24 protein-coding genes and 2 pseudogenes are annotated in these 26,762 nt (G+C 61.2%); 12 read left to right on the top strand and 14 right to left on the bottom strand.

The window, feature by feature from the left end:
• The first annotated feature begins 90 nt into the window (after positions 1-90).
• From QCE83_RS27885 to QCE83_RS27900, 4 genes are read left to right on the top strand one after another with little or no spacing between them, the layout of a single operon-like run.
• Positions 91-570: a DUF2778 domain-containing protein gene (locus tag QCE83_RS27885; protein WP_309818950.1), complete on the top strand. Its 480-nt coding sequence runs from the start codon at positions 91-93 to the stop codon at positions 568-570.
• Positions 567-881, top strand: a complete 315-nt coding sequence (locus QCE83_RS27890; protein WP_309818952.1) for a hypothetical protein — start codon at positions 567-569, stop codon at positions 879-881. Before QCE83_RS27885 ends, QCE83_RS27890 begins: the two co-directional genes overlap by 4 nt.
• Entirely contained in the window at positions 868-1,188 is a 321-nt protein-coding gene (locus tag QCE83_RS27895; protein WP_309818954.1) for a hypothetical protein, read from the top strand. Before QCE83_RS27890 ends, QCE83_RS27895 begins: the two co-directional genes overlap by 14 nt.
• Before the next feature lie 32 nt (positions 1,189-1,220).
• A complete protein-coding gene (locus QCE83_RS27900) occupies positions 1,221-1,697 on the top strand; it encodes a type VI secretion system tube protein Hcp (protein WP_309818955.1) in 477 nt (158 codons plus the stop codon).
• A gap of 1 nt (position 1,698) precedes the next feature.
• On the opposite strand, the gene QCE83_RS27905 is transcribed toward QCE83_RS27900, so the two are convergent.
• The 7 genes from QCE83_RS27905 to QCE83_RS27935 form a co-directional block, all read right to left on the bottom strand.
• A complete protein-coding gene (locus QCE83_RS27905) occupies positions 1,699-2,646 on the bottom strand; it encodes a choline ABC transporter substrate-binding protein (RefSeq protein WP_309818958.1) in 948 nt (315 codons plus the stop codon).
• A 97-nt stretch (positions 2,647-2,743) separates the two neighbouring features.
• A complete protein-coding gene (locus tag QCE83_RS27910; RefSeq protein WP_309818960.1) occupies positions 2,744-3,736 on the bottom strand; it encodes a GlxA family transcriptional regulator in 993 nt (330 codons plus the stop codon).
• Positions 3,737-3,747: 11 nt separating this feature from the next.
• Positions 3,748-4,650 carry a choline ABC transporter permease subunit gene (gene choW / locus QCE83_RS27915; protein ID WP_309818962.1) on the bottom strand — a complete coding sequence of 301 codons (903 nt, stop codon included), beginning with the start codon at positions 4,648-4,650 and terminating at the stop codon, positions 3,748-3,750.
• Positions 4,643-5,821 (bottom strand): glycine betaine/L-proline ABC transporter ATP-binding protein, encoded by a 1,179-nt coding sequence (locus tag QCE83_RS27920; RefSeq protein WP_309818964.1) that lies wholly within the window; start codon positions 5,819-5,821, stop codon positions 4,643-4,645. The genes choW and QCE83_RS27920 overlap by 8 nt, the downstream gene beginning before the upstream one ends.
• A 432-nt stretch (positions 5,822-6,253) precedes the next feature.
• A complete protein-coding gene (locus QCE83_RS27925; protein WP_309818966.1) occupies positions 6,254-6,406 on the bottom strand; it encodes a hypothetical protein in 153 nt (50 codons plus the stop codon).
• Positions 6,407-6,666: 260 nt separating this feature from the next.
• Complete coding sequence (locus QCE83_RS27930) at positions 6,667-7,704, bottom strand: hypothetical protein (protein WP_309818967.1); 1,038 nt, start codon at positions 7,702-7,704, stop codon at positions 6,667-6,669.
• Positions 7,705-7,816: 112 nt separating this feature from the next.
• Positions 7,817-8,500, bottom strand: coding sequence for an MgtC/SapB family protein (locus QCE83_RS27935; protein WP_309818968.1), 684 nt, complete (start codon positions 8,498-8,500; stop codon positions 7,817-7,819).
• A 134-nt stretch (positions 8,501-8,634) separates the two neighbouring features.
• Here QCE83_RS27935 and QCE83_RS27940 point away from each other — a divergent pair, with 134 nt between their 5' ends.
• Positions 8,635-9,759 (top strand): AGE family epimerase/isomerase, encoded by a 1,125-nt coding sequence (locus QCE83_RS27940; protein ID WP_309818970.1) that lies wholly within the window; start codon positions 8,635-8,637, stop codon positions 9,757-9,759.
• A gap of 35 nt (positions 9,760-9,794) precedes the next feature.
• On the opposite strand, the gene QCE83_RS27945 is transcribed toward QCE83_RS27940, so the two are convergent.
• Positions 9,795-11,336 carry a methyl-accepting chemotaxis protein gene (locus QCE83_RS27945; RefSeq protein ID WP_309818972.1) on the bottom strand — a complete coding sequence of 514 codons (1,542 nt, stop codon included), beginning with the start codon at positions 11,334-11,336 and terminating at the stop codon, positions 9,795-9,797.
• Positions 11,337-11,608: 272 nt separating this feature from the next.
• Between QCE83_RS27945 and QCE83_RS27950 the strand changes: the two genes are divergently transcribed.
• Entirely contained in the window at positions 11,609-12,049 is a 441-nt protein-coding gene (locus tag QCE83_RS27950) for a PaaI family thioesterase (RefSeq protein ID WP_309818974.1), read from the top strand.
• Positions 12,050-12,122: 73 nt separating this feature from the next.
• Here QCE83_RS27950 and QCE83_RS27955 read toward each other — a convergent pair whose 3' ends face one another.
• The 4 genes from QCE83_RS27955 to QCE83_RS27970 form a co-directional block, all read right to left on the bottom strand.
• Positions 12,123-12,971: an ureidoglycolate lyase gene (locus QCE83_RS27955; protein WP_309818977.1), complete on the bottom strand. Its 849-nt coding sequence runs from the start codon at positions 12,969-12,971 to the stop codon at positions 12,123-12,125.
• Between the two features lie 40 nt (positions 12,972-13,011).
• A complete protein-coding gene (locus tag QCE83_RS27960) occupies positions 13,012-13,755 on the bottom strand; it encodes an SDR family oxidoreductase (protein WP_309818978.1) in 744 nt (247 codons plus the stop codon).
• Between the two features lie 73 nt (positions 13,756-13,828).
• Complete coding sequence (locus tag QCE83_RS27965; RefSeq protein ID WP_309818980.1) at positions 13,829-14,665, bottom strand: amidohydrolase family protein; 837 nt, start codon at positions 14,663-14,665, stop codon at positions 13,829-13,831.
• Positions 14,662-15,708 (bottom strand): aldo/keto reductase, encoded by a 1,047-nt coding sequence (locus QCE83_RS27970; RefSeq protein ID WP_309818982.1) that lies wholly within the window; start codon positions 15,706-15,708, stop codon positions 14,662-14,664. The genes QCE83_RS27965 and QCE83_RS27970 overlap by 4 nt, the downstream gene beginning before the upstream one ends.
• A 375-nt stretch (positions 15,709-16,083) precedes the next feature.
• Here QCE83_RS27970 and QCE83_RS27975 point away from each other — a divergent pair, with 375 nt between their 5' ends.
• Both QCE83_RS27975 and QCE83_RS27980 read left to right on the top strand, forming a co-directional pair.
• Positions 16,084-16,872 carry an IclR family transcriptional regulator gene (locus tag QCE83_RS27975; RefSeq protein ID WP_309818985.1) on the top strand — a complete coding sequence of 263 codons (789 nt, stop codon included), beginning with the start codon at positions 16,084-16,086 and terminating at the stop codon, positions 16,870-16,872.
• 90 nt (positions 16,873-16,962) lie between these two features.
• Positions 16,963-17,508: a hypothetical protein gene (locus QCE83_RS27980; RefSeq protein WP_309818988.1), complete on the top strand. Its 546-nt coding sequence runs from the start codon at positions 16,963-16,965 to the stop codon at positions 17,506-17,508.
• Here QCE83_RS27980 and QCE83_RS27985 read toward each other — a convergent pair.
• A complete protein-coding gene (locus QCE83_RS27985; RefSeq protein ID WP_309818990.1) occupies positions 17,505-19,937 on the bottom strand; it encodes a GNAT family N-acetyltransferase in 2,433 nt (810 codons plus the stop codon). The two genes, QCE83_RS27980 and QCE83_RS27985, sit on opposite strands and share 4 nt — an antisense overlap.
• 707 nt (positions 19,938-20,644) lie before the next feature.
• Here QCE83_RS27985 and parA point away from each other — a divergent pair.
• From parA to QCE83_RS27995, 3 genes and pseudogenes are all read left to right on the top strand, one after another.
• On the top strand, positions 20,645-21,307 hold the full coding sequence (gene parA / locus QCE83_RS27990) for a ParA family partition ATPase (protein WP_309818992.1): 663 nt from the start codon (positions 20,645-20,647) through the stop codon (positions 21,305-21,307).
• Between the two features lie 24 nt (positions 21,308-21,331).
• Positions 21,332-21,437, top strand: a pseudogene (locus tag QCE83_RS35185) (chromosome partitioning protein ParB); the annotation flags it as partial.
• Between the two features lie 92 nt (positions 21,438-21,529).
• Positions 21,530-22,396: pseudogene (locus tag QCE83_RS27995) on the top strand (ParB/RepB/Spo0J family partition protein); the annotation flags it as partial.
• Between the two features lie 67 nt (positions 22,397-22,463).
• On the opposite strand, the gene QCE83_RS28000 reads toward QCE83_RS27995, so the two are convergent.
• Positions 22,464-23,831: a replication initiation protein gene (locus QCE83_RS28000; RefSeq protein WP_309818996.1), complete on the bottom strand. Its 1,368-nt coding sequence runs from the start codon at positions 23,829-23,831 to the stop codon at positions 22,464-22,466.
• 1,707 nt (positions 23,832-25,538) lie between these two features.
• Between QCE83_RS28000 and QCE83_RS28005 the strand changes: the two genes are divergently transcribed.
• Positions 25,539-26,738: a DNA-binding protein gene (locus QCE83_RS28005; protein ID WP_309818998.1), complete on the top strand. Its 1,200-nt coding sequence runs from the start codon at positions 25,539-25,541 to the stop codon at positions 26,736-26,738.
• The last annotated feature ends 24 nt before the right edge of the window (positions 26,739-26,762 follow it).

Here is a 26,762-nt window from a genome sequence, read left to right on the forward strand (position 1 = left end):
TTACATAAGTTTTCACACTGAACGGTAATCCACCGCTAACTTTTCGTACTCCAGTGTTTGGCATCTCTTCAACGCGTTCTTGGAAAATCAATGCCAGTCAGCTGTGTATTCAAACTCAATCGACAGGTTTTCTCCGACCTCGAGTGCACAGGCTTTGGTTCCATTGAGGCTTATTCGGGCAAAGATATTGGTCGAGACAATCCTGACGCTGTTGCGCTTCAAGGCATTGGGCCAATTCCGCCTGATCGCTACTACATAATCGATCGACAGGCAGGCGGTCGCTTGGGACGAACTCGTGACCTAGTGGCGAAATACGGGTTTGGCAACGACCATGCTAAGTGGTTCACCCTGTGGAATCCCAAAACCGGCGACGAGACCATTGTCAATGGAGTCACGCGTGGCAGTTTCAGACTGCATCCAAACGGTTTCGGCGGTTTGAGTGAGGGGTGCATTACCGTTGTGGACGAAAAGGATTTCGAGAGACTGAGAAAATTCATCCGTTCGGGTCCACCGACTGTTTCTATCCCGGGCTCACCGCATAAGGCCTACGGTGTAGTGGAAGTTCGATGAAACGAATCCTCTGGCTAGCCCTTCAGGTCTCACTTTGGCTAGTACTTTCGTACAAACTCGGCGTCTTCCTTTTTAGATACCTCAACACGCGCGTTGAAGAGGCGCCGGGATGGATTGAATGGACTGTTCGCTTTGCGCTCAAGATTTTCGGTTACCAAGACGTGCAGGAGCCTGAGACTATCGGCGCCTTGTGTGCCCTCTTCGCGCTAGTCCTCTGCTGCATATTCGTGGCGATGGTCTTGCTGATCGGGTATCGATTGATCGTCCGAATCGTTCGCAGTCGCTCAGAAATTGGCGATGGGCAAGCTTGACCATTTCACAACGAAGCGCTTGCTCCGCCAAGCCCTTCTCATATCGCTCTGGCTCATACTGTCGTACGAACTCGGCATCGTTGTCTTTCGTTATATCGATGCTCACGCTCAAGGGTGTCCGCTATGGATTTATAGGATCGTCAGATTCGCACTGGATGCATTTGGTTATAGCGATGAAAAGGATCCTGACACCATCGGCGCCTTCTGCGGCCTCTTCGCCCTGGTCCTCAGCTGGATCTTCTCAGCCCTGGCCCTATGGCTGGCCTACCGCTTGATCACCCGCATCGTCCGCAGCCGACGTCAATAACCCCCCTTCCAATCACCCTAAACCCCACCACCATGCACTCCGACATCCTCCTCAAACTCCAGGGCATCGACGGCGAATCGCAGGACAAAACCCATCCCAAAGCCATTCAGGTGATCTTCTGGGAATGGACCGTCTCCCAACCCTCCTCGATGCACGTCAATTCAGGCGGAGGCTCCGGCAAAGCATCCTTCTCCGGCCTCGAATTCAAGCACGAGATCGACCGCGCATCGCCCAACCTGTTCCTCTACAGCGCCACCGGCAAGCACATACCCAAAGCGGAACTCATCATGCGCAAGGCCGGCGGCACGGCCCTCGAATACTTCCGGATCACCATGGAAGACGTGCTGATCACGAAGGTCCACCCATCCGCCGACGCCGGCTACGCCATCGAAAGCGTCGGCCTGTCCTTCGCGAAAATAAAACAGGAATACGTCGTGCAAAACGCTCAAGGCGGCAGCATGGGCGCGGTCACTGCCGCCTTCGACATCAAGGCCAACAAAGCCCTGTAACTCAATTCGCCCCCGCTACATAAGCCTTCACCGCCGGCAGCCCGTCCTTCCCGTCGAACGTCTTCACACCCGCAAGCCACTTGTCCAGCACCGTCGGATTGGCCTTCAGCCACTCGCGCGCCGCCTTGTTCGCATCGGTCTTGTTCATGATCGGCAGCATCACGTGATTCTCGATATCCGTCGTGAACTGCAGATTGGAAACCAGCTTCGCGACATTCGGACAACGCGAATCGTAATCCGTCGGCGTCACGGTCAGCACCTTGGCCTCGCCATAATTGGGACCAAAGACCTCATCGCCGCCCGAGAGATAGTCGATCTTCATCTGCACGTTCATCGGGTGCGGCTCCCAGCCCAAAAATACGATCGGCTTCTTCTCGCGAATCGCGCGATTCACCTCGACCAGCATGCCCGCCTCGCTCGATTCCACCAGCTTGAACTTGCCAAGTCCATACTGATTCGAATCGATCATCTTCTTGATCAGCGCATTGCCATCATTGCCCGGCTCGATGCCATAGATCTTGCCGTCGAGCTTGTCGTAGTTCTTCGCGATATCGTTGAAGTTGCGAATGCCCGCCTGATACGCATAGTCCGGCACCGCCAGCGTGTACTTCGCGCCCGTGAGATTCGGCGTCGCCAGCACCTTCACCTGATTGTTCTTCCTGAACGGATCGATGATCGGATCCATCGTCGGCGACCAGTAGCCGAGGAACACGTCGATCTGCTTGCTCTTCACGCCCGCGAACGTGATCGGCACCGAGGCGATCGTCTTCGTCGGGTTGTAGCCGAGGCCCTGCAGGATCGTCGATGCGAGTCCGGTCGTCGCCGCGATATCGGTCCAGCCGACATCGGCAAAGCGCACGTTCCTGCACGCCGCAGGCTCGGCCGCGTGCGCCACGCTCACACCCGCCAGCATCGCCGCAGCGAGCGACGCGATCCACAAACGCTTCATGTTTTTCCTCTCTCTCAGCTTCATCAGGACGCAAGTCAGCCCGCGCGCGGCCCGTCACGAACCGGCGCGGAACAGAATAATTCAGACAATGGACGCGCTAGGCCGAGAGCCGCCGCTCCACGCTGGGCGCATGCCCGAACTGCGCGCGATACGCCTTGCTGAAGTGACAAGGCGAATGAAATCCGCACACGCTCGTCACACGTGCAATCGACGCATCCGTGTTGCGCAACAATTCGCGCGCGCGACGCAGCCGCAGCGTGAGGTAGTAATGCGTCGGCGAGACGCTGAGGAACATCTTGAACATGCGCTGCAAGTGCCGCTGCGACAGATGCACGAGCCGCGCAAGCTCTTCGAGCGAGAGCGGCTCTTCGATGTTCGCCTCCATCAGCCGCACCACTTCCACGAGTTCGGCGCGCGAGAAGCCCACGCGGGCATCGACGGGAATGTGCTGATAGTCCGTCGAGCCGCGTATCCGTTCGACGATGAACTGTTCCGATACCTGCGCCGCATGCGCCTGCCCCAGCCGCATGCCGACGAGATTGAGCATCAGGTCGAGCGGCGCGGTGCCGCCCGTGCAGGTCAGTCTGTCCCGATCGATCACGAACAGTTCGTCAGCGAAACGCACGTGCGGGAAGCGCTTGTTGACCGGCGACATGTCTTCCCAGTGCAGCGTGCAGCGATAGCCGTCCAGCAGCTTCGCGGCCAGCAAGGCGTACGGCCCGGTGCAGATGCCGCCCAGCGGAATGCCCGCCTCATGCGCGCGCTGCAGAAGGCCGATCACCTTGTCGTCGACGTAATCGGCGACCTGCCAGCCCCCGCAGACGATCAGCACATCGGGCATGCCGGTTTCGTCGATCGTCGTGGCCGGCTTGACCGTGATGCCGTTGCTGGCGCGCGCGGGTTCGCCGTCCGGCGTGATGATCGACCATCGATAATGCTGCGCACGGCCCACGTAATTGGCCATGCGCAACACCTCGACCGCGCTCGTGAATGCGATCATCGAGAAGTTCGGAAGCGTCACGAAGCCGAAGTGCGCGAGATTGGACAACGGTGAATCCACAGCCGCCGGGACGATCGCGTCGCGCTTCATGCACCAGCCTCTCAGCTTTGTTGGGTCGCCGGCGTGCGGCGCACTTTCATCACGCTCTTGAGACCGGCGAACAACGGAGCGCGCGCCATGCCGGGCGAGCGGCCGAAGCTTTCCGTGATGCGGTCCAGGATGATCGCCAGCAACACCACGGACAAGCCGCTCTCGAAGCCCAGGCCGATGTCGAGGCGCTGGATCGACGCCAGCACGTCGTTGCCGAGACCGCCGGCGCCCACCATCGACGCAATGATCACCATCGACAACGCCATCATGATGGTCTGGTTCACGCCGGTCATGATCGACGGCAGCGCGTTCGGGACCTGCACCTTGTAGAGCAGCTGCCACGGCGTGCAGCCGAAGGCCTGGCCGGCTTCCACGATCTCGCGGTTCACATGCTTGATGCCCAGCGACGTGAGACGCACGGCAGGCGGCATCGCGAAGATCACGGTGGCGAGAATCCCCGGCACGCGGCCCAGGCCAAACAGCATCGCTGCCGGAATCAGATAGACGAACGCCGGCATGGTCTGCATCAGGTCGAGCACCGGACGCACGATCATCTCGACCGTCCGGCTCTTCGAAGTCCAGATGCCGAGCGGAATGCCGAGCAGCAGGCTGATGAAGGTCGATGACAACGTGAGGCCCAGCGTAATGACCATCTGATCCCAGAAGTTGGTCGCGTAGATCAGCAGCAGCGCGGCCAGCACGAACGCCGCGAACCGCCAGCCGACCCGCCACAGGCCAATGCCCACGAAGATGGCGATCATCAGCCACATCGGAATGGCCTGCAGGCCATGCTCGACTGCCGCGGCGAAGGTTTCGATGACCTTGCCGATCGAATCGAAGGTCTTCGCGTCGTGATCGAGGAGATAGTGGACGCCGTGGTCCACCCAACTGCCAAGCGGAATGATTTCAGACATGGGAACCTCGATGGTGCGTAAGGACCTTCAGAACGTTGGCCTTGTTGATCGAACCGCAATAGAAGCCGTCGGCATCGACGACCGGCAGCGGCGCCGGACTCGCAACCACGCGGTTCACGACATCGTCGAGAGCCATGCCGCGCTCAATGCACTCGATGGGATTGATCTGCGGCACCGCATTGCCATTGCCGTCGCGGCCGACGAAACCGCGAATGCGGCGCTCGCCGTCCATCACGAACGCGTAGTCCGCGCTGCCGTTGAGCGTCGCCGCCACGCTCGACGCGTCGATCTGCGGCGCATGCTTGATGAGCGGCACGGCGTCGGTCTGCATGAGATCGCCCGCCGTCAGATAGCGGCTCGTGTCGATGCCCTCGAAGAAGGCCTCCACGTAGTCGTCGGCGGGGTTGGTGATGATTTCCTGCGGCGTGCCGATCTGCACCACGCGGCCGCCCTCCATGATCGCGATGCGCGTACCGATGCGCATCGCCTCTTCGAGATCGTGCGACACGAACAGGATCGTGCGGCGCTGCTCGCGTTGGAGATCGAGCAGCACGTTCTGCATCTCCTTGCGCTTGAGCGGATCGAGCGCGGAGAAGGCCTCGTCCATGATCATCAGCGAGGGATTCACCGCCAGCGCGCGCGCCAGTCCCACGCGCTGCTGCATGCCGCCCGATAGTTGCGCAGGCAACTTTTGGGCGAACGGCGCGAGGCCGACTTGTTCGAGCACGGTCATCGCCCGTGTTTCGCGCTCCTTCTTGCCGACGCCCGCGACCTCGAGGCCGAATGCGGCGTTGGAAAGAACAGTGCGCTGCGGCATCAGTGCAAAGGACTGGAACACCATGCTCATGTCCTTGCGGCGCAGTTCGGTGAGTTCCGAGCGGCGCACGGCGGCCACGTCGCGGCCGTCGATCAGCACTTTGCCGGCGGTCGGTTCGACGAGCCGGTTGATGAGGCGGATCAGGGTGGATTTGCCGGAGCCTGAGAGGCCCATCAGCACGAAAATTTCGCCTTCCTGGACGTCGAACGAGACGTTATGGACGCCGACGATCTGCCCGGTGCGCTTGAAGACTTCTTCCTTCGTCGCACCGCCGGCCAGCATGTCGAGCGCTTGCTTGGGACTGTTGCCGAAAACCTTGCACAGTCCCTCGACTACCACTTTGGGGGAATTCATCGAGTCTCTCCTGGCGGGGCGGACGTGCGTCCGCGCTGTGCATACATAGTTGCCAGAAAAAAGTCACGTCAGCCGACTAATTGCGACAGGCACATGTGGAAATACGACACTGGAATAAGGCCGAATGGTCTCAATGCTCGTCGGGACCTTGCTGGATAAGGCTTTGCCGCCAGCGGCATGAAACTGCTCGGGTATTTTTGCGTGTCGCGTCAGGACAAGTCCGGATGCGTGTTGACGATGCAGGCGAGTTGCCGGGTAGACGTCAGACAGACGAAAGGAGAGACGATGCGATTGCGCGCAGGAGGCGCATGGGGAACGGCGAGAAGATGCTAGAAAAACTACATGAAGCGGTGACTTGGCGGGCGGGTCGTACGGCAGAGGGCCGTCGTATGTTGCTTGTGTTGTGTTTCCCGCGCCGCCGTCAGCGACGCATTACAGGCGAATGCCGAAAGCCGTGCCGCGTGCCTTGCGCTGACGCTCCGAATCACGGAAACGTGCTTGATACGAGTAGTCTTTATCCAGCGGAAGGTTCGGCGATTCGAACAGCGAAACAAATTTTTGCAGCAGGGCGAAGAGGTAGCTCATGTCTGGCTCCGGTTAGCGTTAAAGGGTTTTCCCTTAGCACGCATTATAGGGTTTGCCCTTATTCATTTCTAGTGCGACGCAGCATTTTTGAAGAAATTTGTTGTAGTTTTTCTACATTTTACCGATTTGAGGGCGTGGTTGCGCGTGCCCGAATGTGGGGACAGTCCGCGAACGCCCGTGCGACCGCCTTTCGGCGTCTGAACGCGCGAAAACGCGACACGCCGCCGCAGTGCATGCCGATGAAGCAAGAAGGCAGTGGATCAGTGTGCCGTCGAACCGGCGTGATGGTGCGCCGAACGCGCGTGCTTTCCGGGCGCGGACTGCGGGCTGACCGCGCTCACCGGCTGGACCGGCGAGGCATTGCCGTCGTACGGATCGCGCGCATACGCGTTGTGGCGCAGGCTGACGGTGTCCGAATCGGTATCGAAAAGAGAGGCAAGCGTCGCCTGCTGGTTGAGCATCAGCTGCTCCATGCGGTCCTGCTGCAATTTGCCGTCGCGGCCCATGTGCACCAGCAGCACCGTTTGCACGATGCCGGTCGCCACCGTCACGAGCATCACGCAGACGATGATCGACAACATCGTCTTCATCCGGCGCGCGTGCGCGGTCGCTGACATGCGCTGTTCGATCATCACGGCATGAAGCGCGTCCACCGTGTCGGCGAACGCCGCGGCACGCGCACGGTCAAGCTCAGGCTCGGCGCCGGCCTTAACCTGCAGCGGCATCTCGACAGGCGCTTCGGAAGATTGCACCGGCTGCGACGCCTCGCCGGCGCCGTGCTCGTCGAGCGCAACGCAACTCACGCTCGCCGCGCGCGGCACGGCGGCGGCGAGCGCGCAGGATTTCACGGGCTCCGTGCCGTCGCTATCGCTGGAAGGAGACGGCGGCGCTTCGTCCTGGAAGAGACCTTGCACCGGTTCGACCGGCGCCACGTTCGTCTTCGACGCCCGTTTCGCGGCCGCCTCGGACGGCGACACCGCGTGATTCGACTGCACCGCGGCGAGAAACACCTCAGGCAGCTCGAAGCCTTCGAACGTGCCCTGACGGATGTCGGTATTCAGTGCCTGAAGATGCGCGCGCTCGGCGTCTTCGGCGAACAGGTCGAGCGTTTCGCCATTGCGCGCGCCATCGCTCAGTTGCGCGAGACGCTGCGCGGAGCGCGCCGCGCGGGCGAGTTTCTTTTCGAGGTCGACGCCGTCGTGTCTGACCGGCGGCTCAGGCTCCTGTCGCGGAACGGCGCGTCCGGCGGCGTCGCCCGGGAGCGGGTCAGGCGTTTTGTTTGCAGCGGAATCTGGCATAGGTTCGAAAGGCCGCGGCCCTGGACGCACGGCGGTCCGGCGGTCGCGGCGAATTCTTCGAGAGGCCGCATTGTCTCACGCGGCGGAGCGCCGTCTGCATCCCTCAGGCAAATTAGCTGGCATCGTCCTCGCGAAATTCGCGCACGACGTCGAGATGCCGCAAGCGATCGCAGATCGCTCGATATTCCATCGACGATGCACGCGACAGCTCCACGCGCACTTCATCGAGATCGGGCGAATCGTCGCTCTGCTGGACGACGAACTGCTTCACGCGCACGCTGCCGGGGCCTAGCGCTTCGTGCAGTCCATGAAACGTCAGCGAGCCGCGCTCGACCAGCATCGTCAGTTGCCGGCGCTGCTTGACGCTGATGAAGCGCCGTTCCAGCGGCTTGATGCCCGCGAGAATGATGAGGATGATCGCCGTCGCCGCGATCGACGCCGTGTACAGCCCGCCGCCCACCGCCAGCCCGATGGCCGCCACCGACCACAGGCTCGCCGCCGTGGTCAGTCCGCGCACGATCTCGCCGCGCAGGAGAATCGAGCCTGCGCCGAGAAAGCCGATGCCCGACACCACCTGTGCCGCGACCCGCGAGGGATCGAGCACGACGTGATCGCCCTTCAAGGCTTCCTCGAAACCGTAGGCCGACACGATCATGATCAGCGCCGAGCCGACGCACACGAGCATGTGCGTACGCAATCCCGCCGCCCACGAGAGCCTTTCGCGCTCGAAGCCGATGACGCTGCCGAGCGCCGCCGCCATCACGAGCCGCGAGATGATTTCAATATTGCCCAGCATGTTAGTGACCTCCTCTTTTTTCCAAAGCCTAAGGTGCCGTCACGGGAACGAGTCGGCTCCACGCTCGTTTGCTATGCTTCCGTGCTGCGCGCCTCGAGCAAGGGCGCGTCCCCTGGGTCCATCCGAGTCTATCCATGCAGGATCAGCAAACCAACGCGCAGTCCAATGCTCAATCGCCGCTGCAAGCAGTGCGCCCGGACTCCGCCGCCGCGCTGCGCGCGCATTACGCGGACGTCGTGCTGCCGATATGGCGCGGTCCTGGCTTCAACGCCGCGCTCGGCCTGGCGTATGAAGCCGTCGCGGCGCACGACCATGCGCCGCTGCCGCCCAAGCGGTATCGCGCGATGGCCTGCGCGCGGCAACTGTTCGCTTTCACGGACGCCGGCGACCTCGCGCATGCCGCCACGCTATTCGAAGCGCTACGACACTATTTTCTGGACCGGCGAAATGGTGGATGGTTCTACAGCGTCGACGCGAACGGCGCGCCGCTCGAGCGCCAAAAGGATCTCTACACGCATGCATTCGTAGTCTTCGCGTGCGCGCATTATGCGAAGCGCAGCGGCTCGGCCGACGCGTTCGCGCTGCTCGACGAAACCTCACGTCTGATCGAAGCGCGCTTTTCGAGCGGCGGCGATCTGCTGAACGCGGTGCTCGCCGAGGACTTCGGCGCCACGCTCGAAACCCCGTTGCAGAATCCGCTGATGCATCTCGCGGAAGCGTGGCTCGCCGCGCGCGAAGCCACTGGCGACGCCGCCTACGACCGGCGGCTCCTGCAACTCGCACGCTCGGTCGCTGACGCGTTCGTGCATGCGCCGAGCGGCTCGATCGCCGAATTGCCGATGGGCGCACCGGGCAACCGGCTGGAGCCGGGTCATCAATTCGAATGGTATTTTCTGGCGCTGGGGAGCCGGCACGAGGCGTTCGAGGCGGCCGGGCTCAACGAAGGACTCGTGCGCGCCTTCGAATTCGCACAACGTCACGGCGTGGATTCGGTGACTGGCGGCGTGTGCGCGGCCATCGACGAAAGCGGCCGCGTGATCGACGGTACCCAGCGCATCTGGGCCCAGACCGAACATCTGCGCGCGCTGGCCACGCGCGGCGATGCGCCCGGCGAGCAGATCGCGCGCTTCGGCGCGCGCTTCCTGCATGACAAGGGCTGGGTAGAAGCCCGCTCGGCGCAGGGAGAGATCGTTCGCGCCGAGATGCCGTCGACGACGCCGTATCACCTCGCGACGTCATACGCGGCCTTGACTGACTGACGGACGCGGCCCGTTCCGGGCTTCGGGGCTCTGGCTCAGGCGAGCTGGAACACCGACACCGCCGCCTTGAGCTGCCGCGTCTGCTCATGCAGCGACGACGCAGCGGCGGCCGCCTGCTCGACGAGCGCGGCGTTCTGCTGGGTCATTTCGTCCATCTGCGTGACGGCCTGGTTGACCTGCTCGATCCCGACACTCTGTTCGAGCGACGACGCGCTGATCTCCGCCATCATCTGCGTCACGCGTGAAATCGACGCCGACACGTCGCGCATGGCCGCGCCCGCGCGTTCGACGAGCATCGAGCCGTCGCTCACCTGCGCCACCGACTCGCCGATCAGCGCCTTGATTTCCTTCGCCGACTGAGCCGAGCGTTGCGCCAGTCCGCGCACTTCTCCGGCCACGACCGCGAAACCGCGCCCCTGTTCGCCCGCGCGCGCCGCCTCGACGGCCGCGTTCAGCGCGAGGATGTTGGTCTGGAAGGCAATACCGTCGATGACGGAAATGATCTCCGCGATCTTGTCCGAGCTGGACGCGATGCCGCGCATCTTCTCGACGACATCATCCACGACGCTCGAACCGCGCGAGGTTGCCTGGAGCGCTTCACCCGCCAGCGTGTTGGCCTCGCGCGCGTGCTCGGCGTTCTGCCGCACCGTGGCGGTCAGCTCCTCCATGCTCGATGCCGTTTCCTCCAGCGAGGCCGCCTGGTTTTCGGTGCGCGCGGACAGATCGGCGTTGCCGCTCGCGATTTCGTCGGCGCCGAGGTTGATCGAATCCGACGTCGCGCGCACCGCCTTGACCGTGCTCGCGACGCTCGCCTGCATCGTCGCGAGTCCGGCGAACAGCCGGCCGATTTCGTTGTTGCCGCCGCGCTCGATGCGTTCATCCAGACGCCCGTTCGCGATGCGTTCGAAGTGCCGTCCCGCTTCCTCCAGCGGCGCGATCACGCCACGGCGCAGCGCCACGTGCGTCAGCGCGATGCCGGCCACGAGCGCCACCAGAATCACGATGCCAACTGCGCGAAACCATGCATAGCGCGTGTCGATTGACGCGAGATAGGCGCGCCCGGCTTCATCGCCGAAATTGACAAAATTTTGCTGTTCCGCGAGATAGTGGTCCTGAAAGCCTTGCGTGGGCTGATCCAGAAACGCCTGGATGTTGCCCGCGTCGAGATACTGGGCGAGCTCCGACAGCGCCTTCGCATACTCCGCGTACTTGCCTTGCAGCGCGGTCGAGCGTGCGACGTTCTCATCGCCCGTCTTGGGCGCATTCAGGAACGCGTTGAAGGACTTGTCCGCCGCCGCGATCTGTTCGCGCGCGTGCTGCACGATGTCCGTCGGCTCGCTGCCGCCGCGCACCATGCGGGTGCCGGCGCGAGACAGGTTGATACGCGCATCCATCAGATGCTGCGTGGTCTGGTTGACTGCATTGACCTGCTTGAGCGCGATGTCGGAAAGACTGCCGACATCGTCATGCGTGCGTGAGAGGGACCAGAAACCGAGCCCTTCGGTGACCAGCTGAAAGAGACAGAACACCACGAGTACCGCCAGCAAACCCGTTGAAACCTTGATCCTTGCGAACATCACCCGCACTCCGAATTTGCGAAATCACACCCGCCCGAGCGGGAACAGTGAGGGTTTACGGCAATGCCTTCGGAAACCTTGAATCGTTTGCGGTACCGGCTGTCTACGCGAATGCGGAGATCGCTGCGGCTTTGACGGGGCATCGTCTAAGCCGCGCGTCACGCGGTCCGAACGCTCCATTGCACAATATTTGCAGGAGTTTCTTGCAGTGCGCGCGATCGCTTTCTATTGTCTTTGCAGGACGGCACCGAACCCACCCAAGGAGTGTCCGAATGGCCGAAATAGTCGATATCGCGCGCGGTGCGCTGAATGCGCAACCGTTCAGCGCCTTGCTTGGTACCAAACTGATGCAGGTCGATTCAGCGAGTCTCACGCTGTGTCTGACCATCAGGGACGAACTCAGGCAACAACATGGCTTCGTACACGGCGGGGTGGTGAGTTATCTCGTGGACAACGCGCTGACCTTCGCCGGCGCGCTGCGGCTGGGGCCGAAGGTCGTAACAGGCGAATACAAGATCAACTACTTGCGCCCGGCGGTCAGCGGCACGCTGATGGCCCGTGCGCGCGTCGTGCATGCCGGCATGACCCAGGCCACCTGCCAGTGCGATGTATTCGTCACCGATGGCGGCGCTGAACGGTTGGTCGCCGTCGCACAGGGGACGATCACGCGCATCAGTGAAGGCGTCGCGAGCGAGCCGGTTTTTCACGCCTGAGCCGCACTCTTCCTTCATCCCGTCGTCCAGAAGAAAACCTCGCCGCAGCGAGGTTTTTTTCGTTGCGCCGCTCTTACTTGGCTGCGACCGTCTTCTGCGTCTGCTCGCCGAGCCCTTGAATGCCCAGCTTCATCGTCTGACCGGCCTTCAGGTACACCGCGTTCGGCTTCACACCCATGCCGACGCCCGGCGGCGTACCGGTGGAGATGACATCGCCCGGCTGCAGGCTCATCACCTTCGACAGATACGCCACCAGTTGCGCGACCGTGAAGACCATCGTCTTCGTGTTGCCGTTCTGATAGCGCTTGCCGTCGACTTCGAGCCACAGGTCGAGCTTCTGCGGATCGGCGATTTCGTCCTTCGTGACGACCCACGGGCCGATCGGGCCGAAGGTATCGAAACCCTTGCCCTTGTCCCATTGCGTGCCGTGTTCGAGCTGCCATTCGCGTTCGGAGACGTCGTTGATCACGCAGTAGCCCGCGACGTAATCGAGCGCGTTGGCTTCGTCGACATACTTCGCTTCCTTGCCGATCACCACGCCCAGTTCGACTTCCCAGTCGGTCTTGACCGAGTTGCGCGGGATTTCGACGTCGTCGTCCGGACCGCTGATCGCGCTGGTCCACTTGTTGAAGATGACCGGCTCGGTGGGCACCGGCAGGTTCGACTCGGCCGCGTGATCCGCATAATTCAGCCCGATGCAGACGAACTTGCCGATACGGCCGACGCACGGTCCGATGCGCGGATTGCCGTCGACGACCGGCAGCGTCGCGACATCCACCGCGCGCAGTTTCGCCAGGCTCGCCTCGGTCAGCGTCGCGCCGGTGATGTCATCGACGATCTTCGACAGATCGCGAATCCGGCCCTCGGCGTCCAGCAGACCCGGTTTTTCCTGACCCTTGGGGCCGTAACGAAGCAGCTTCATCTGAGTTGATCCTCCTGGTTCGAAAAAGAACGATGACCGGTCAGTTCGACCAGCCACCATCGATGATGTGAATCTGACCCGTCGTGAACGACGAGTCGTCCGAGCCCAGATACAGCGCGAGCGCGGCGATTTCCTCGGCGCGGCCGACGCGTCCCATCGGCTGGCGCGCGACGAAGGCGGCCTGCACCTGATCGACGGTGGCGCCCTGCGCCTTGGCCTGCTCCGCGATGCGGTCCTTGAGCGACGGCGACTCCACCGTGCCGGGACAGATTGCGTTGCAGCGGATGCCGCGCGTGACGAAATCGGCGGCGACAGACTTGGTCAGGCCGATCACGGCCGCCTTCGATGCGCTGTACACGAAGCGGTTCGGCACGCCCTTCACGCTCGACGCCGCCGACGACATGTTGATGATCGACCCGCCGCCCTTCTCCAGCATTTTCGGCAGGAACGCGCGGATCGTACGATACATGGCCTTGGCGTTCAGGTCGAAGGCGAACTCCCAGTCTTCCTCGGTCGCTTCGAGAATCGAGCCGGCATGCACGTAACCCGCGCAGTTGAACAGCACGTCGACCGCGCCGATTTCCTGCGCGAGCGCGTTGACCGCCTGCGAGTCGCGCACGTCGAGCCTGCGCACTTCGAAGGGCTTGCCGTCGAGCGACTCCGTGCGGATATCGGTGGCGATGACGCGTGCGCCTTCCTTCGCGAAAAGCTCGGCCGTCGCGAGGCCGATGCCCTGTCCCGCCGCCGTGATGAGCGCCGTCTTGCCTGCCAGTCTTTGTACCATCTACTGCTCCAGTCGAAGTTGTTTTTGAGACATCTTGGCTATAAGAGCCGGTTTGGGTTTGTTCCGAATCGCTTCAGAGTCGATAGAAATCTTTGGCGTTTGCGCCGAATATCGCGTCTTGCGCGGCTTCGTCGAGATGCGCGGTCAGACGGCTTGCCGTGGCGTGCCACGCGGCATAGTCGCCATTGAGATTGAGCACCGGCCAGTCGCTGCCCCACATCAACCGCGCGGACCCGAACTGTTCGATGAGATGCGCGATATAGGGTTTCAGCGTGGCTTCGGTCCAGCCAGCATTTGCCTCAGTCGCGAGTCCGGAAATCTTGCAGTGAAGTTGCTGCGGTAATGCGGCCAGTCTCGCGATGCCGTCGGCCCAGGGCTGCCAGCCGGATTCGATGCCGTCGCAGATCGGCGGCTTGGCCGCGTGATCGACGACGATTCTCAATGTCGGATAGCGCTCGACGAATTCGATCAGCGACGGAATATGCCGCGTGAAGATGAGCGCGTCGAAGGCGAGGTCGAGATCGATCAATCGACGGATCGCCGCCGGGTGTGGCGCGTGTGCGATCCATGTGTCGTCGGGCAGATCCTGAAGCATCGGTCGCACGGCCTTGAACTTCGGCTCGCGAGCGAATGTGTCGATCATCTGCACGGCATCGGGTGAATCGAGCGGCAGCCAGCCGACTACGCCGGCAATCGAATCTTCGGTGCGGGCGAGATCGAGCAGATAGCGTGTTTCATCGACGGTCGGCGCAGCCTGCACGACGACCGTTCGAGCGATGCCGGTTGCTTGTCGCAAGGGCGTGAGGTCATCGGGTGCGAAGACGCGGTAGAGCGGCTTCATGTCCGGCGTGAGCCAGCCGTAGTCGCCTCGCGCCGGATCCCAATAGTGTTGATGCGCGTCGATGTTCATCGCGGCACCGGCGCATCTGCACGCAGCAGACCTTCAGCGCGCAGTGCATCCCATAGCGCGGGTGGAACCGGCATCGCAAATGATGCCGCGTTCTGACGCACTTCATCCGGGGTGCGGGCGCCCATCAGCACCGTGGCCACGACTTTATGCGCATAAGGAAACTGGATGGCGGCCGTCGACAGCGCTACGCCGTGCTCCCGGCACACGCGCTCGAGCTTGCCGACACGCTCGACGATGTCCTTCGGCGCATCGCCGTAGTTGAACTTGAGATCGCCATGCGCTTGATCGTCGAGCCCGCGCGCCAAAATGCCCGAGTTGAACGCGCCGCCCAGCAGAATGCTGACGCCGCGTTTTTCGCATTCGGGCAGGAGATCGTCGAGGGTATTCTGTTCGAGCAGCGTGTATCGTCCCGCGAGCAGCGCGCAGTCGATGTCGTACTCGGCCATCATCTCGCGCACAGCGGCGCCTTCATTCACGCCGAGCCCGACCGCCTTGACGCCGCGCGACTGCTTCAACTCGTCGAGCGCGCGAAAGCCGCCTTCGTTGGTCAGTTGCTTCCAGTAATGTGCGTTGTTTGCGCCATGGGTGACCCGGCCGATGTCGTGAATCAACACGATATCGATGTCCTTCATGCCAAGGCGCATCTGGCTATCCTCGAAGGAACGCAGGATGCCGTCGAACGTGTAGTCGTAGATCGCCTGGAACGGGAGCGGTGCGGCCCAGCCTTCGCTGCCGTCGTCGGGCGTTGTGCGTGGAACGAAGCGGCGTCCGACTTTGGTGGACAGCACGAAGTCTTCACGCGGATAGCGCCGTAGTGCATCGCCGAGACGATGTTCCGCCTTGGTGTGGCCATAGTGCGGCGCGGTATCGAAGAAACGAATGCCGGCTTGCCAGGCGGCGTCGACGGTGGCGCGCGCTGCGTCTTCAGTGAGCTCGTGGTACAGGCCGCCGAGCGGCGCGGTCCCGAGCGACAGCGCGCTCACTTCGAGCGGCGTGCGGCCGATCTTGCGCCGGCGCGAAACAGCCTGGGTGTCTCCAGTCATGTGCAAGCCTCGGTGATTACCTTCAGTATGAAGCGCTCTCCGCCGTGCGAGACGCCACAGTACTCTGTCGCGCTGCGCCTCGCAAACCTGCGGGCCAGGACATGCGGAACGCGACGTCCCGGCCAAGGCCTTTTGCCGCAACGGCGCGCGGCAATCCTTGCAGTGCGTCGAATTCTTGTAAGCCCGGTCTGCGAGACATCATTTTCCCGATGCGATTATTCATCAGTGAACGTAATATTCATATTCGCACGATGCGAAGTCAAGGAAGCCGTGCGTTTGAATGGCAAGTAATTTCCCGGACGCGTCAGAAATGGGAGCGTCCTTCGTGCGGCTTACACTGACGCGCCAGATACAAAACACCGACCCCGATTGAGAATGCCTTCCGAACCGATCGACCAGGACGGCGATGCCGACCGCTACCGCGCGCCCGCGCTCGACAAAGGCCTCGACATCCTCGAACTGCTGTCTGAGCAGAAGTCCGGGCTGACGCGCGCGGAAATCACAAAGCGGCTCGGGCGCAATGCGAGCGAGATGTATCGAATGCTGGAAAGGCTGGTTGCGCGTCAATATGTCGTGCGTTCGCCGGAGGGCGATCGTTACTCGCTGAGCCTCAAGCTGTATGCACTTGCACATCGTCACCCGCCGATGAACCGGCTGATTGCAGCAGCCCTTCCCGCCATGCAGCGTTTCGCCGACGCCGCCGAGCAGTCCGTACATCTCGTGGTCTACGAGCGCGGCAATCTGCTGGTGATCGCCCAAGTGGATGGGCCCGGGACCTGGGGCATATCGGTGCGGCTGGGCGCGCGCGTCGGTCTGATCGATACCGGCTCGGGCCGCGTGATGCTCGCCTTCCAGACGGATGAACAACGCGAACACATGCTCGCCGAACATACGAAGGTCAAGGGTGAGATGACCGTGGACGGCGCAGTGCTGGAAGCCGACTACCAGCGGATCCAGGACGCGGGCTTTTCGAGGAAGGATAGCCAACAGAGTTTCGGCGTCACAGACGTGACGTTTCCCTTACTTGGACCTTCAGGCCAGGCGATTGCCGCCCTCACCTGTCCGTATATGCGGCGCATCGACGACTACGTGGCGCCGTCCATCGAACAGGTGACGGCCTTGCTAAAAGACGCATCGACCTCGCTTTCGATGACGCGTGACTGAGCACCGTGCGCGACGCGTTAGAATGGCGGCCCTTCCAAAAGGCGAGGCGTCATGACGGCGCATTGCCGTGTTCAACCCGACGCATTTCCGATGGCGAAACTCCTTTCCGATACCGAATTCCTGCGCTTCTCAGAACTGCAGCAAAAGCAAGCCAGCTTCACCATCACGACCGACGAAGCGGACGAACTGCGCGAGATTGTCGCTCGCGCACAGAAGAAGCGCGACGATCGCGCGGCCGCCATGCAATCGATCGAAACTTACATCGCGCAGTTCGACATCTCGCCGGACGAACTCTTCTCGGCTGAGCAGATCGGCGAAGCAGCGCGTACCTTCGGCCTCATTCCGGCCGCGAAAAAGGAACGCGCGCTGCCGCCGCAGTTGACGCACAACGGCAAGCCGTACCAGTGGACTTCGCGCGCACTGCCCGAGGAGATTCGCGCGCCGCTTTTCGATGCGTTCGTCTCGGGACAGTCGGTCAAGCCGTTCATCGCGACGCTCAAGGACACATCGCGCTGCGCGCTGACCATTGCGCGGCTCGAGAAGGAAACGGGAAATTCGTATGCCGAAGCATTGCTCGATGAGCTCTCGATCTCGCGCGCGCAGGTCGATGACGCGCGAGACAAACTGGCGGCCTAGTTCGGAGCCGGCTGGTTCGGCTTGACGCCCAGCCGCATCTTGAAGCCGACGACGCCCGGATCCTCGGTCTTCGTCAACTCGAATCCGGCACGACGCGCAAGCGCGATCATGCCGGCATTCTCGCGTAAGGCCTCGCCGACCAGCCAGCGCGTGCCGCGCTTTCTCTCGTAGTCGATGATGCGCGAGAGCAAGAGCCCGCCTAAGCCCCTGCCTTTCATGTCCGAGCGCGCCGCCACGGCGAATTCGGCTGTCTCATTGTCCGGATCAGCGATGGCTCGCGCGACGGCGAGCGTTTCCCCGGCGCTCGCATCGTCGGCGTGGGTGACGATCAACGCCATTTCCCGGTCGTAATCGATCTGCGTCATGCGGGCGAGTTGTGAGTGATCGAAACTGCGCACGGCACCGAAGAAGCGAAGACGCAAGTCCTCCGCGGTATTCGCCGCGACGAAGGCGCGATGGGCGTCCTCGTCCTCAGGTCGGATCGGACGTACTGTGATGCGCATGCCGCGCCAGTCGAGCGTCTCCTCGAGGCACCGCGGATAGGGGACGATCGCCAGCGGCTTGCGATGCACACCGAGTGTGAGCTGCGGCTCGTGCGCGGAGACGGAATCGCGCGTCACACGCAGAACCAGTCGAAGTGCGACGATTTCTTCGATATAGCAAACAAGTTGCGAAAGCGCGGTAAGCGCTGCGAGCAGCAACTCTGCAGGCAACTCACGCGAGCGCGGTGAGCGCATGACCAGATCTCGCGACAGGACTGGGTTGAGCGGCGGCAGCGCGAACTCGTGCAGTGCATCTGCCAGTCCCAGCGCGCCCTCGGCCTTGAACTCGAACACCGGACCGAACACACGATGGTTGAGCAAGCGCGCCTGAATCTCGACCGCGTCGCTCGCCAACGCGTTCGACGGTCCCGGTTTGACCGAAATGCCGAAGCGTTCGAGTACGCGTGCGGCTCTTTCTGCATCCAGTTCGGCAACGCCATTGGCCAGCGCAGAACGGATGTCGTTCTGCGCGGCATGCAGATCTCGCGGAAGCTCGGCCGGCTGACCATCGGGTGTCTGCATCAGCAACTCACGTCCCTGTCGAAAATCGACGAGCCGGGCAAAGGCGCGCGCCAGCCGATGCGGCGTCGTATGGACCGGAATGCCGTTCGCGTGGAGGGCGTCGCGCGTTGCGGAATCCACGCAACCGAAGAAGCACGCCAGCAATCCGCGATAGGCGTGATGGCGCTCGTCGATCAACGCGCGCGCGACATCCGCCACGGGCGCACTGTGCGTCGGCGCGTGCACGACAAACGCTGTGCCGGACTCGCGATGGCCCGCCAGTGCGCGGATGGCAGAGCCGAAATCGGCAGGCGTGGCATCGTCGCCGAGGAGGAGCGGATTGCTGGCATGAGCACGCGGAAGAGCAGACGCGATGGCATCGCGCGCGGCGGGAGGCCAGTGAGCTAGATCGTCTCCCGCGCTGCTGAATGCATCCTGCGCAAGAGCCGCGACACCACGATCACTCGTGATCAACGTAGCGACGTCACTCGACGCGACCCGGCCGATACCCAGTGTTTCGATTTCGTCGAGCAGATCATCGAGCGAATCGACGCGCACCAGACCCGCGCGGCGAAATACAGCGCCGTAGAGCCGATCGAACGGATCGTCGCGACCGGTGCGCAGGACCAGCACGGGTTTGTTGCGCGCGGCGGCGCGGGCGGCAGAGATGAATTTTCGTGCCGAACTCACGCTCTCGATGGCAAGCAGGATCGCCCGTGTGGAGGGATCGCTGGCGAGGAAATCGAGGATGTCACCGGAATCGACGTCGGCCTCGTCGCCCAGCGCGATGACTTTCGAGAAGCCGAGACCGCGTGCGTTCGCCCAGCCGAGAACGCCGTTCGTTAGCGCGTTCGATTCCGATACCCAGGCGACCCCTCCCAGTTTGACGTTGCAGGCGGGCGCCCCAAGACAAGCGCCGATGGCGGGTGTGACGACCCCTAGACTGGATGGCCCGATGATACGCATCAGGTAAGGACGCGCAGCTGCAAGAGCCCGCGCGGTCCACTCTTTGTTGCCAAGACTTGCTGCTTTCCACTGAGCTTGTTGATTAGCGGGGGAGCATCTCTCTTGCCGATCGGCCTCGCCGACGATCACCGCGGCCTTGGTTCCTCGTCTACCTAGTTCCTCGATGAGCGTCGGCCACGTTTCGGGGCGCGTACAAAGGATTGCGACGTCAACGCACTCAGGCAAGGCGGCGATAGTCGGGTAGACGCGGGCGTCGTTTAACGTTTCATGCTTCGTGTTGACGGGCCATAGCGATCCGGTGAATCCAGCACATAGCGCGCGCTTCCAGACCATCTCTCCAATACTTCCCGTCCGTGATGACGCGCCGATCACAGCGATCGACTTCGGCGCGAACAGGGTGTCGAGGTTGCGAACGGTCATGACGACTCCAGCGTCGATGCTTGCAATTGAGCGCTCAAGGATAGGCGATTTTGCTCGGTGGCATAGGCCGCATTAGAAGGACGCGGGGCGGCGCCTTTATGCGCATAAAGCCTGTCCATGGGGTCACCCTTAAGAGACGCCGCCATGCCCGCTATTCAGCTCGCTGGTGGCGCGGTGTATCCCGACTTTATGCGCATAAAGCTAGCGGTGATTGAGACAAGCCTGGAACGCGGCTCAGTTGGGACGCAAGAGGTTGTGTAGGAGCCTGATCAGGCGTGAAGCCATCGCAGCCTGCTAAAGGAGAGAGGCAAAGCCCCGCGTTGCCCTTCCTCATTCGAGGCGTCAACGCTTTTAAACAGCAGGATGTCGCCAGAATAAGAAGTCCGTTGCGGATGTATCGCGGCTGACTGAACCGACGCGAGGCGTTATGCGCATAAAGCTTTTACGACCTCCAGCCGCTGGGACACGCTCCACCACCATCTCTGAAATGTAAGTGCGCATTCTCATCACCCGCGCAACAGCGGTGCAAAGACACAATGCCGGTAGCAGTCGCCATTCAAACCTCTTGCTTCGCTTCCGTGCGGTCGAAGCTTTATGCGCATAAACCTAGGCCGAACGGCCAGCGCGCAACGACTTTAACCAATTTGACTGGAAAAATTACTACGTCAATGTAGAATTCAACGAACTTCAAAAACTCGGAGCAGACCGTGGCAGCGGAAATCATAGCGATCACGCAGCAGAAGGGCGGGGTCGGCAAGAGCACCATCGCGATGCACTTGGGGGCAGCCTTTCACGCGAAAAAGAAGCGAGTTCTTGTGGTGGATGCGGATGGTCAAAACACACTGGTTCATTGGTCCAGTGCGGCCTCAGACGGTGCCCACGGAATTCCGTTTCCCGTTGTGAACTTGTCGGAAGCGGGCGGACAGATTCACAGAGAGATCAGGAAGTTCGTCAACGACTACGACATCATCGTGGTCGATTGCCCGCCCTCGATCACGGAGAAGGTTTCCGGCGTGGTTCTGCTGGCGGCGAGCGTTGCTGTCATTCCGACGTCTTCATCCCCAGCGGATTACTGGTCGAGCGTGGGCTTGGTCAAACTGGTTCAGCAAGCGCAAGTCATGAATGAAGATCTGCGCGCCGTCTTCCTGCTTAACAAGACCGAAGAGAAGCGCATGCTGACGCGCGAACTCAAGGTAGCCCTCGAAGAGCTTGGTTTTCCTTTGCTCAAAACTCAGATCCCCACTCGCGAGTGCTACAAGCAAGCGATGGCACTTGGCCAGACCGTGCTTCAAATGACTGATCGTGGTTCGCGTCTCGCTGCGGTAGAGATTCGCGCCGTTGCCGATGAAATTCTCGGCATGCTCTCCTGACTTTATGCGCATAAAGGACCCTGAATGAAACCGTCCCAGTTTGCAAAGGGCTTCAAGGCCCGTCCCGACTCCACGAGCAGCGAGAAGCGCACGGCACTTGACCGCCTTAATGCGATCGACGGAATCGTCGATATCCAGCAGGCGAGCCAGGCCGCTGCAAACGGCCGCTCCAGCGCCTTTGTTGCTGAGGACGCCGCCGATGTCATCGCCGGAGCCGAAACCGATGAATACCGAGCCTGGAGACGAGCGAACCGCTATACCGCCGGCCAGATCATCGATTTACCGCTCAAGTCGATCAAGCCAAGCCCGTTCAATCCCCGGCATTTTTATCTGAAGACGTCGATCGCTGAACTTGCTGTCAACCTCGCGAAGCAAGGGCAGCAACAGGCTATCCACGTCATCCCGGACTACGCCAGCCCAGGAACCTTTTTCGTCAGCGATGGCGGCCGTCGTGTGCGCGCGCTGAAGGAGGCAAACAAGGAGACGGTCAAGGCGGTGGTCGTCGATTTGCCAATCGGCATCGAGAGCTACAAGCTCGGCTACGATCTCAACGTCCAGCGCGACTCACAGACCGTGTTCGACAACGCCGTAGTATGGCGGCGGTTCCTCGACGAGAAGCATTTCCAGAGCCAGCGCGAATTGGCCGAACATCTCGGACTCGACGAATCGACAATCGCCGTGGCTCTGTCCATCGCCAAGCTTCCCGAGAATGTCATGCAGGAGATGGTCACGCGACCAGACCGGTTCGGCTCGAACATGGCCTATCAAATCACGCGCTACCACACCGCTCGCGGCAGCGACGCGACGCTACGCCTCATCAACAAGATCACGTCCGACGATCTCAGTACACGCCAGGTCGCTGATATCGTGAAAGGACGCGCGAGCGGTCAGGCTGCATCCAAGACACCGAGCCGTCAGCGCTATGCCCAGCGACTCGAAATCAAGCTGGAGGGCATCGCCGTAGGTGATTTGAAGTCTTACGGAGAAGATCGACTCGAACTCCGTTTGCGTGGCTTGTCGCGGGAGAAGCGCGACGAACTGCTGCATCAGATCGAGACGATGCTCGAATCGGGAAAGCTCACGAAGTAAGTGTCGCCGTCGTCAGGGCTAGCCCTGACGACGCAATGGGCAAGTATCCTCCCAGCGGCGCCGACGTTCAGCCAGCGCGCGACTGGCTCAGCGTGAACGCGAGAAGGTCACCATCGGTGGGTTCGCCCCAGGTCTTTCGCGCAAGCCAGTCGAAGAACGACGTTTCGCCGAGTTTCGAATCCAGGCCGCGCTTGCGCCAATCCTCGCGCATATGCGTGCCCAGTCCCGGCAGCACATCTTCTTCGAACGACTGACGCGCGAGTTCCCGTTCATCCTCACCTTGCTCGTCGTAGAGCACGCGCGCTTCCTTGCGTCGATAAGCCGAGAACTCGCTCAGCAGACGCGCCTTCAGATCGTCCGCGCCATTGACCGCTGCGGCCACGGCAGCACGCGGCGCAGCACCGTTTGCAGCCGGCGGAACGGTGTCCACGGGCGGTGCGTAGCCTTTCTTCAGTGCGTCCTTGAATAAGGCAGCGGCGCTCCGCACTGCCGGCAACGTCGTGCTGCGCATGCGTTGCTCCGTCATCTGCAAGGCGGCGCGAATCCGGTTTTCCTCACTGTCCGCATAGAGCGTTTGCGCATCCTTGAGCGGAATGCCGATCTTCACCATCCGATCGACCAGCGTGCTATCGAAGACATTCGGATGCTCATCCAGCGCCAGCATGGGCTGTTTCCGCTCGGTCACGCGGAACTGGATCTCCGCGACTCGACGCCCCTCCCGGTGCTCCACCAACTCGACGAAGATGTTCGTCACGGCGTTGACTTCAGCGATGGCCGGACGCAAGTAATCCCGCTTGAAGTACTTGTACTCTCGCTTGGCCTCGTCACCCGCTTCCGTGTCCGGCGTACCGGATAGAATCGGCCGCCACCACTCCCAGGTCTCACGCATCGTCAGATGGCTGGGATTAGTCAGGTATCTCACGCAAATCTCGTATAGCGCGAGGCCGGCGCTGCTGCGCAACTGACTCTGAAACTGAAGGCTCAGACGGGCGTACTGGACGGGATCGAGCAGCTTTTTCTTGATCTTTGGCGCGAAGGAAAACTCCACCCAGACCCGACGCGTCGTCGGATCTTCGAGAATTTCCGCGTCTGCGATGAGCGTGGAGATGCCCCATTTGCGACCAGGCTTCTGGCTTGAGGTGCCCGTGCTCCATTCGACTTGCACCGACACCATGCGCCGCAAATGTTCCTTGACCAATGCGGTGTCGTTCGAATCGAACGCAGAATTGGCCACAATGTCCGACAACAGCGCGCGGTAGGTGTCGCCGGACTCGTCCGCCTGTTGGGCAACGGCCAAAAGCACGTTGAACAACTTGCGAGTCAGCAGCGTGATCTTTCCGCTTTTCGGCTGAATCGCAATGGCTTCGACGGCCTTACGCAGCTCCGCCGAGCTTGGGCTGACGACGTCGGTTTTCTTGGCGCGCTTGGTTGCCATGCGGTAAACAGATTCGGGATTGCGGAGAAGCATACCGACTGGGGTGAATCGCGTCTATAGGGTCAACCTCACCGTCAACCGGTGAAGCCTCACAAGTAGTGTCGACTCACTGCGGTGCGATCCCGCAAACACTCACCACTCACCAGTCGATCACATCGGAACAGCGCTGTATCCGCGCGGGTAAACGGAAGAAGCCCTTCTTTCGAGGTTTCCCAAGCCCGATCAACCAGTCCCGAAAAGACTCACCTCAAAAATTTTTCGGTCAGCGGACCCTTGTCGCACCGTGAGAACAGTGCACCGGTGGGTACCCATGCAGCGGTCATGCTGGCGTCGAGTGAAGACAACGGATCCTCGGAGTGACCTGCTTGCTCGTCAGATGCGGAGAAGCTCCCGAAGAACCTCACCTTTGCGCCATAACGACTGAACGCTACCCGCTTCCGAAGGCTCATTTGGCCTGCCTTCATGCTTCACTCGCTCCCGAATTGGCTCACCTAAGCCGAAGATGGGAGGCGCAAATCCTCGAAACGACAGTATTTCGGCTCCCCGAAAACCCTCACCTTTGGGCAACCGCAAATCAAAAAGCTCGTCTTTGCAGGCACTTATCTCGCTTTCCTCGTGCGTATTCGAGTGCAAGAACTCCCGTAGAACCTCACCTTTACTTGTTTCATGCTCTTGTTGCGGTGGATGTGACGGCTCCCGAAGTCTCTCACCTTTCGCCCTGCTCCAATTAGCACACTCCCTAAAAGTCGTTGTTTTAATTATGTTTTTTAAAGTGGAAGCGATTTCATCCATGCACACAGCCCGCCGCGAAACCGCCATGTCCTGTAGCTCCTCACCTTTCGCGTTATGACTCGCCCCGAAATCCAAGGCGTTATCAGCCCCAAGACGTCCCGAAAACTCTCACCTCAGGCGCAATCCAGGTCTCTCGACGGGCGAGCTAGGGCAAATCTGTCTCGGCGACTCCCGCAACCTCTCACCTTTGCAGCTCGACGCGCGCAAACATCGAGGCTTGAAGCCCTATCAACCCGAAAAGTCTCACCCAGATGATGCTTTAGCGCCCGAAAAGCCTCACCAATAAGTAAAAACTGCCGATTAAGCCCGCTATTTGGACGTCCAAAATCAGTCCCGAAAACCCTCACCTTCCTGTCGAGTACACAGAGAACCACCGGCACATGTGTCAACGGATTCCGCCTACTAGGCTCCCGTGAAGTCTCACCCCAGCCGAATGGACGGTCCCTGAATCCGCTCACGATGTCTCCTGTTGATTCTCACGATGCTCCCTGAAGCCCATCACCGCAGCCTCCCGGAGAGCTTCACCATCCTTCCCGGAGGTTCTCACCCAACCTCGCGGAAAGCCTTATCCAGCAAGGGTTTCGCGTGGCGTTAACGGTTTTAACAAGGTTCAAAGGTGTTTACTTTCTAATACTCTCAAGCGAGATCCGAGTTTTCCGAAGAAGAACAAAACAGCAATGAAGCGCCGTGAAACAGCGGCGATCAGACCGATCTGGCATTAAATCCATAGAAAACATATAGTTAAGGCTCTTAGCTCATTGTGTTTCACGAATAGAGCATGCTAAGCGTCGGTCAACGCAGGCCAATCTGTATTGCATGAGTGCAAACCCGTCCGCATACATCAAAAAACTTGAATTCAGTATCAAATAGAACGTAAAACGTTATGATCGATACCTCGACCTTGGCGTTTGAGCTATGAATCCAGACTTTCGTACCACGCTTAGAGATGAAATCGAGACAATGCGGGCCAACGGTGCGCGCAGGCAGGATCTCTCGCAGCACGCCTGCAAACGTCTCTTCTTCGACTTTGGTGTCAGGCCGTCGGTGACGACGGTGCGTGAAATCACGCAAACTGGCAGCGCCAGCGATATTCCCCGCGATATCGATGCATTCTGGACAGAGGTACGGACTGCGCTCCGCCCCCGGCTCGATGCCGGCGCGATCCCGGATTCGCTCAGAGATCGCGCCGGCGAGCTATTCGCGGCGCTCTACGACGACGCACTTCAGCACGCCCGCAATGCGCTTGCAGACGACAAAGCTCGTCTCGATATGGCCATACAGGCTGCCGAGTCCCAGGCTCGCGACGCAGACATCCGCTGTGAAGCGACCGAGCAGGCGCGAGAACGGGCCGATGCGCGCGCAGAGGCCGAAGTTGCTCGTGTCGCCGCGCTCGAAGCCGAGCTGAACGCACTCCGAAGCCAGCGTCTCGAGGCACGAGCCGGCCTGCGCGAGATCGTCGCTCGTTGGGAAACGGAGAATGAGGCGCTTTCCGCTCGTCTGCAACAGGAGCAGTCAACGGCGGCACGCCTGCAACATCGGGTTGATGAACTGCAGAGCGAGATGCGTCAAAGCGCGGAACACTACGCTCAGCAAATCAAGGATGCCGTCAAGGAAGCGGAACGGCGCGTGAGGCCCATGCTCGTCGAGCTCGATTCCCTGCGCGGCATGGCGGCTACGTACCAGACGGGCATGCGCGAGACGAGTCAAAAGGAATTCGACTTCATTCAGCAACTGAGCGCCGCCAAAGGCCGCGTCGAGAGGCTTGAGTCCCAGGTACGCGTTCAATCCGACGAGATCGACGCGCTTGTGCGCGAGCGCGACATCCGGGGAGCCCAGACGAGCGTCAGCAAGGAAATTGGCGAATTGCTCGCGGCGCTGGCGGGCGACGGGCGCCTGAGTACCGCGGAGATCGCCGGGCTCGGCACTCAGGTCGACAACTACGTCGTCACGCCGATCATCTGTCCAGGCTGCGATTCAGGCGAGCCCGAAATGCAGCGCCACGAGGATGAGTTCGAACTGTCCTGCCCGCACTGCGAAAGGACGTCGGGCGCCGTAGCATCGAAACTGGCGGCAGTGGATGAGTTTTTTCGCTCCGTCCGCGTCAGCCATTCCTGAAAGACAGGAAAACAATCTGCCTGA

Origin of the sequence: Caballeronia sp. LZ034LL (assembly GCF_031451215.1) — a bacterium.
Taxonomy (GTDB): Bacteria; Pseudomonadota; Gammaproteobacteria; order Burkholderiales; family Burkholderiaceae; genus Caballeronia.

Bases quoted from the DNA above. Each gene is read 5' to 3' on its own strand.
- QCE83_RS27885 (WP_309818950.1), top strand. From the start codon at position 91: ATGCCAGTCAGCTGTGTATTCAAACTCAATCGACAGGTTTTCTCCGAC.
- QCE83_RS27890 (WP_309818952.1), top strand. From the start codon at position 567: ATGAAACGAATCCTCTGGCTAGCCCTTCAGGTCTCACTTTGGCTAGTA.
- QCE83_RS27895 (WP_309818954.1), top strand. From the start codon at position 868: ATGGGCAAGCTTGACCATTTCACAACGAAGCGCTTGCTCCGCCAAGCC.
- QCE83_RS27900 (WP_309818955.1), top strand. From the start codon at position 1,221: ATGCACTCCGACATCCTCCTCAAACTCCAGGGCATCGACGGCGAATCG.
- QCE83_RS27905 (WP_309818958.1), bottom strand. From the start codon at position 2,646: ATGAAGCGTTTGTGGATCGCGTCGCTCGCTGCGGCGATGCTGGCGGGT.
- QCE83_RS27910 (WP_309818960.1), bottom strand. From the start codon at position 3,736: ATGAAGCGCGACGCGATCGTCCCGGCGGCTGTGGATTCACCGTTGTCC.
- choW (WP_309818962.1), bottom strand. From the start codon at position 4,650: ATGTCTGAAATCATTCCGCTTGGCAGTTGGGTGGACCACGGCGTCCAC.
- QCE83_RS27920 (WP_309818964.1), bottom strand. From the start codon at position 5,821: ATGAATTCCCCCAAAGTGGTAGTCGAGGGACTGTGCAAGGTTTTCGGC.
- QCE83_RS27925 (WP_309818966.1), bottom strand. From the start codon at position 6,406: ATGAGCTACCTCTTCGCCCTGCTGCAAAAATTTGTTTCGCTGTTCGAA.
- QCE83_RS27930 (WP_309818967.1), bottom strand. From the start codon at position 7,704: ATGCCAGATTCCGCTGCAAACAAAACGCCTGACCCGCTCCCGGGCGAC.
- QCE83_RS27935 (WP_309818968.1), bottom strand. From the start codon at position 8,500: ATGCTGGGCAATATTGAAATCATCTCGCGGCTCGTGATGGCGGCGGCG.
- QCE83_RS27940 (WP_309818970.1), top strand. From the start codon at position 8,635: ATGCAGGATCAGCAAACCAACGCGCAGTCCAATGCTCAATCGCCGCTG.
- QCE83_RS27945 (WP_309818972.1), bottom strand. From the start codon at position 11,336: ATGTTCGCAAGGATCAAGGTTTCAACGGGTTTGCTGGCGGTACTCGTG.
- QCE83_RS27950 (WP_309818974.1), top strand. From the start codon at position 11,609: ATGGCCGAAATAGTCGATATCGCGCGCGGTGCGCTGAATGCGCAACCG.
- QCE83_RS27955 (WP_309818977.1), bottom strand. From the start codon at position 12,971: ATGAAGCTGCTTCGTTACGGCCCCAAGGGTCAGGAAAAACCGGGTCTG.
- QCE83_RS27960 (WP_309818978.1), bottom strand. From the start codon at position 13,755: ATGGTACAAAGACTGGCAGGCAAGACGGCGCTCATCACGGCGGCGGGA.
- QCE83_RS27965 (WP_309818980.1), bottom strand. From the start codon at position 14,665: ATGAACATCGACGCGCATCAACACTATTGGGATCCGGCGCGAGGCGAC.
- QCE83_RS27970 (WP_309818982.1), bottom strand. From the start codon at position 15,708: ATGACTGGAGACACCCAGGCTGTTTCGCGCCGGCGCAAGATCGGCCGC.
- QCE83_RS27975 (WP_309818985.1), top strand. From the start codon at position 16,084: ATGCCTTCCGAACCGATCGACCAGGACGGCGATGCCGACCGCTACCGC.
- QCE83_RS27980 (WP_309818988.1), top strand. From the start codon at position 16,963: ATGGCGAAACTCCTTTCCGATACCGAATTCCTGCGCTTCTCAGAACTG.
- QCE83_RS27985 (WP_309818990.1), bottom strand. From the start codon at position 19,937: ATGACCGTTCGCAACCTCGACACCCTGTTCGCGCCGAAGTCGATCGCT.
- QCE83_RS28000 (WP_309818996.1), bottom strand. From the start codon at position 23,831: ATGGCAACCAAGCGCGCCAAGAAAACCGACGTCGTCAGCCCAAGCTCG.
- QCE83_RS28005 (WP_309818998.1), top strand. From the start codon at position 25,539: ATGAATCCAGACTTTCGTACCACGCTTAGAGATGAAATCGAGACAATG.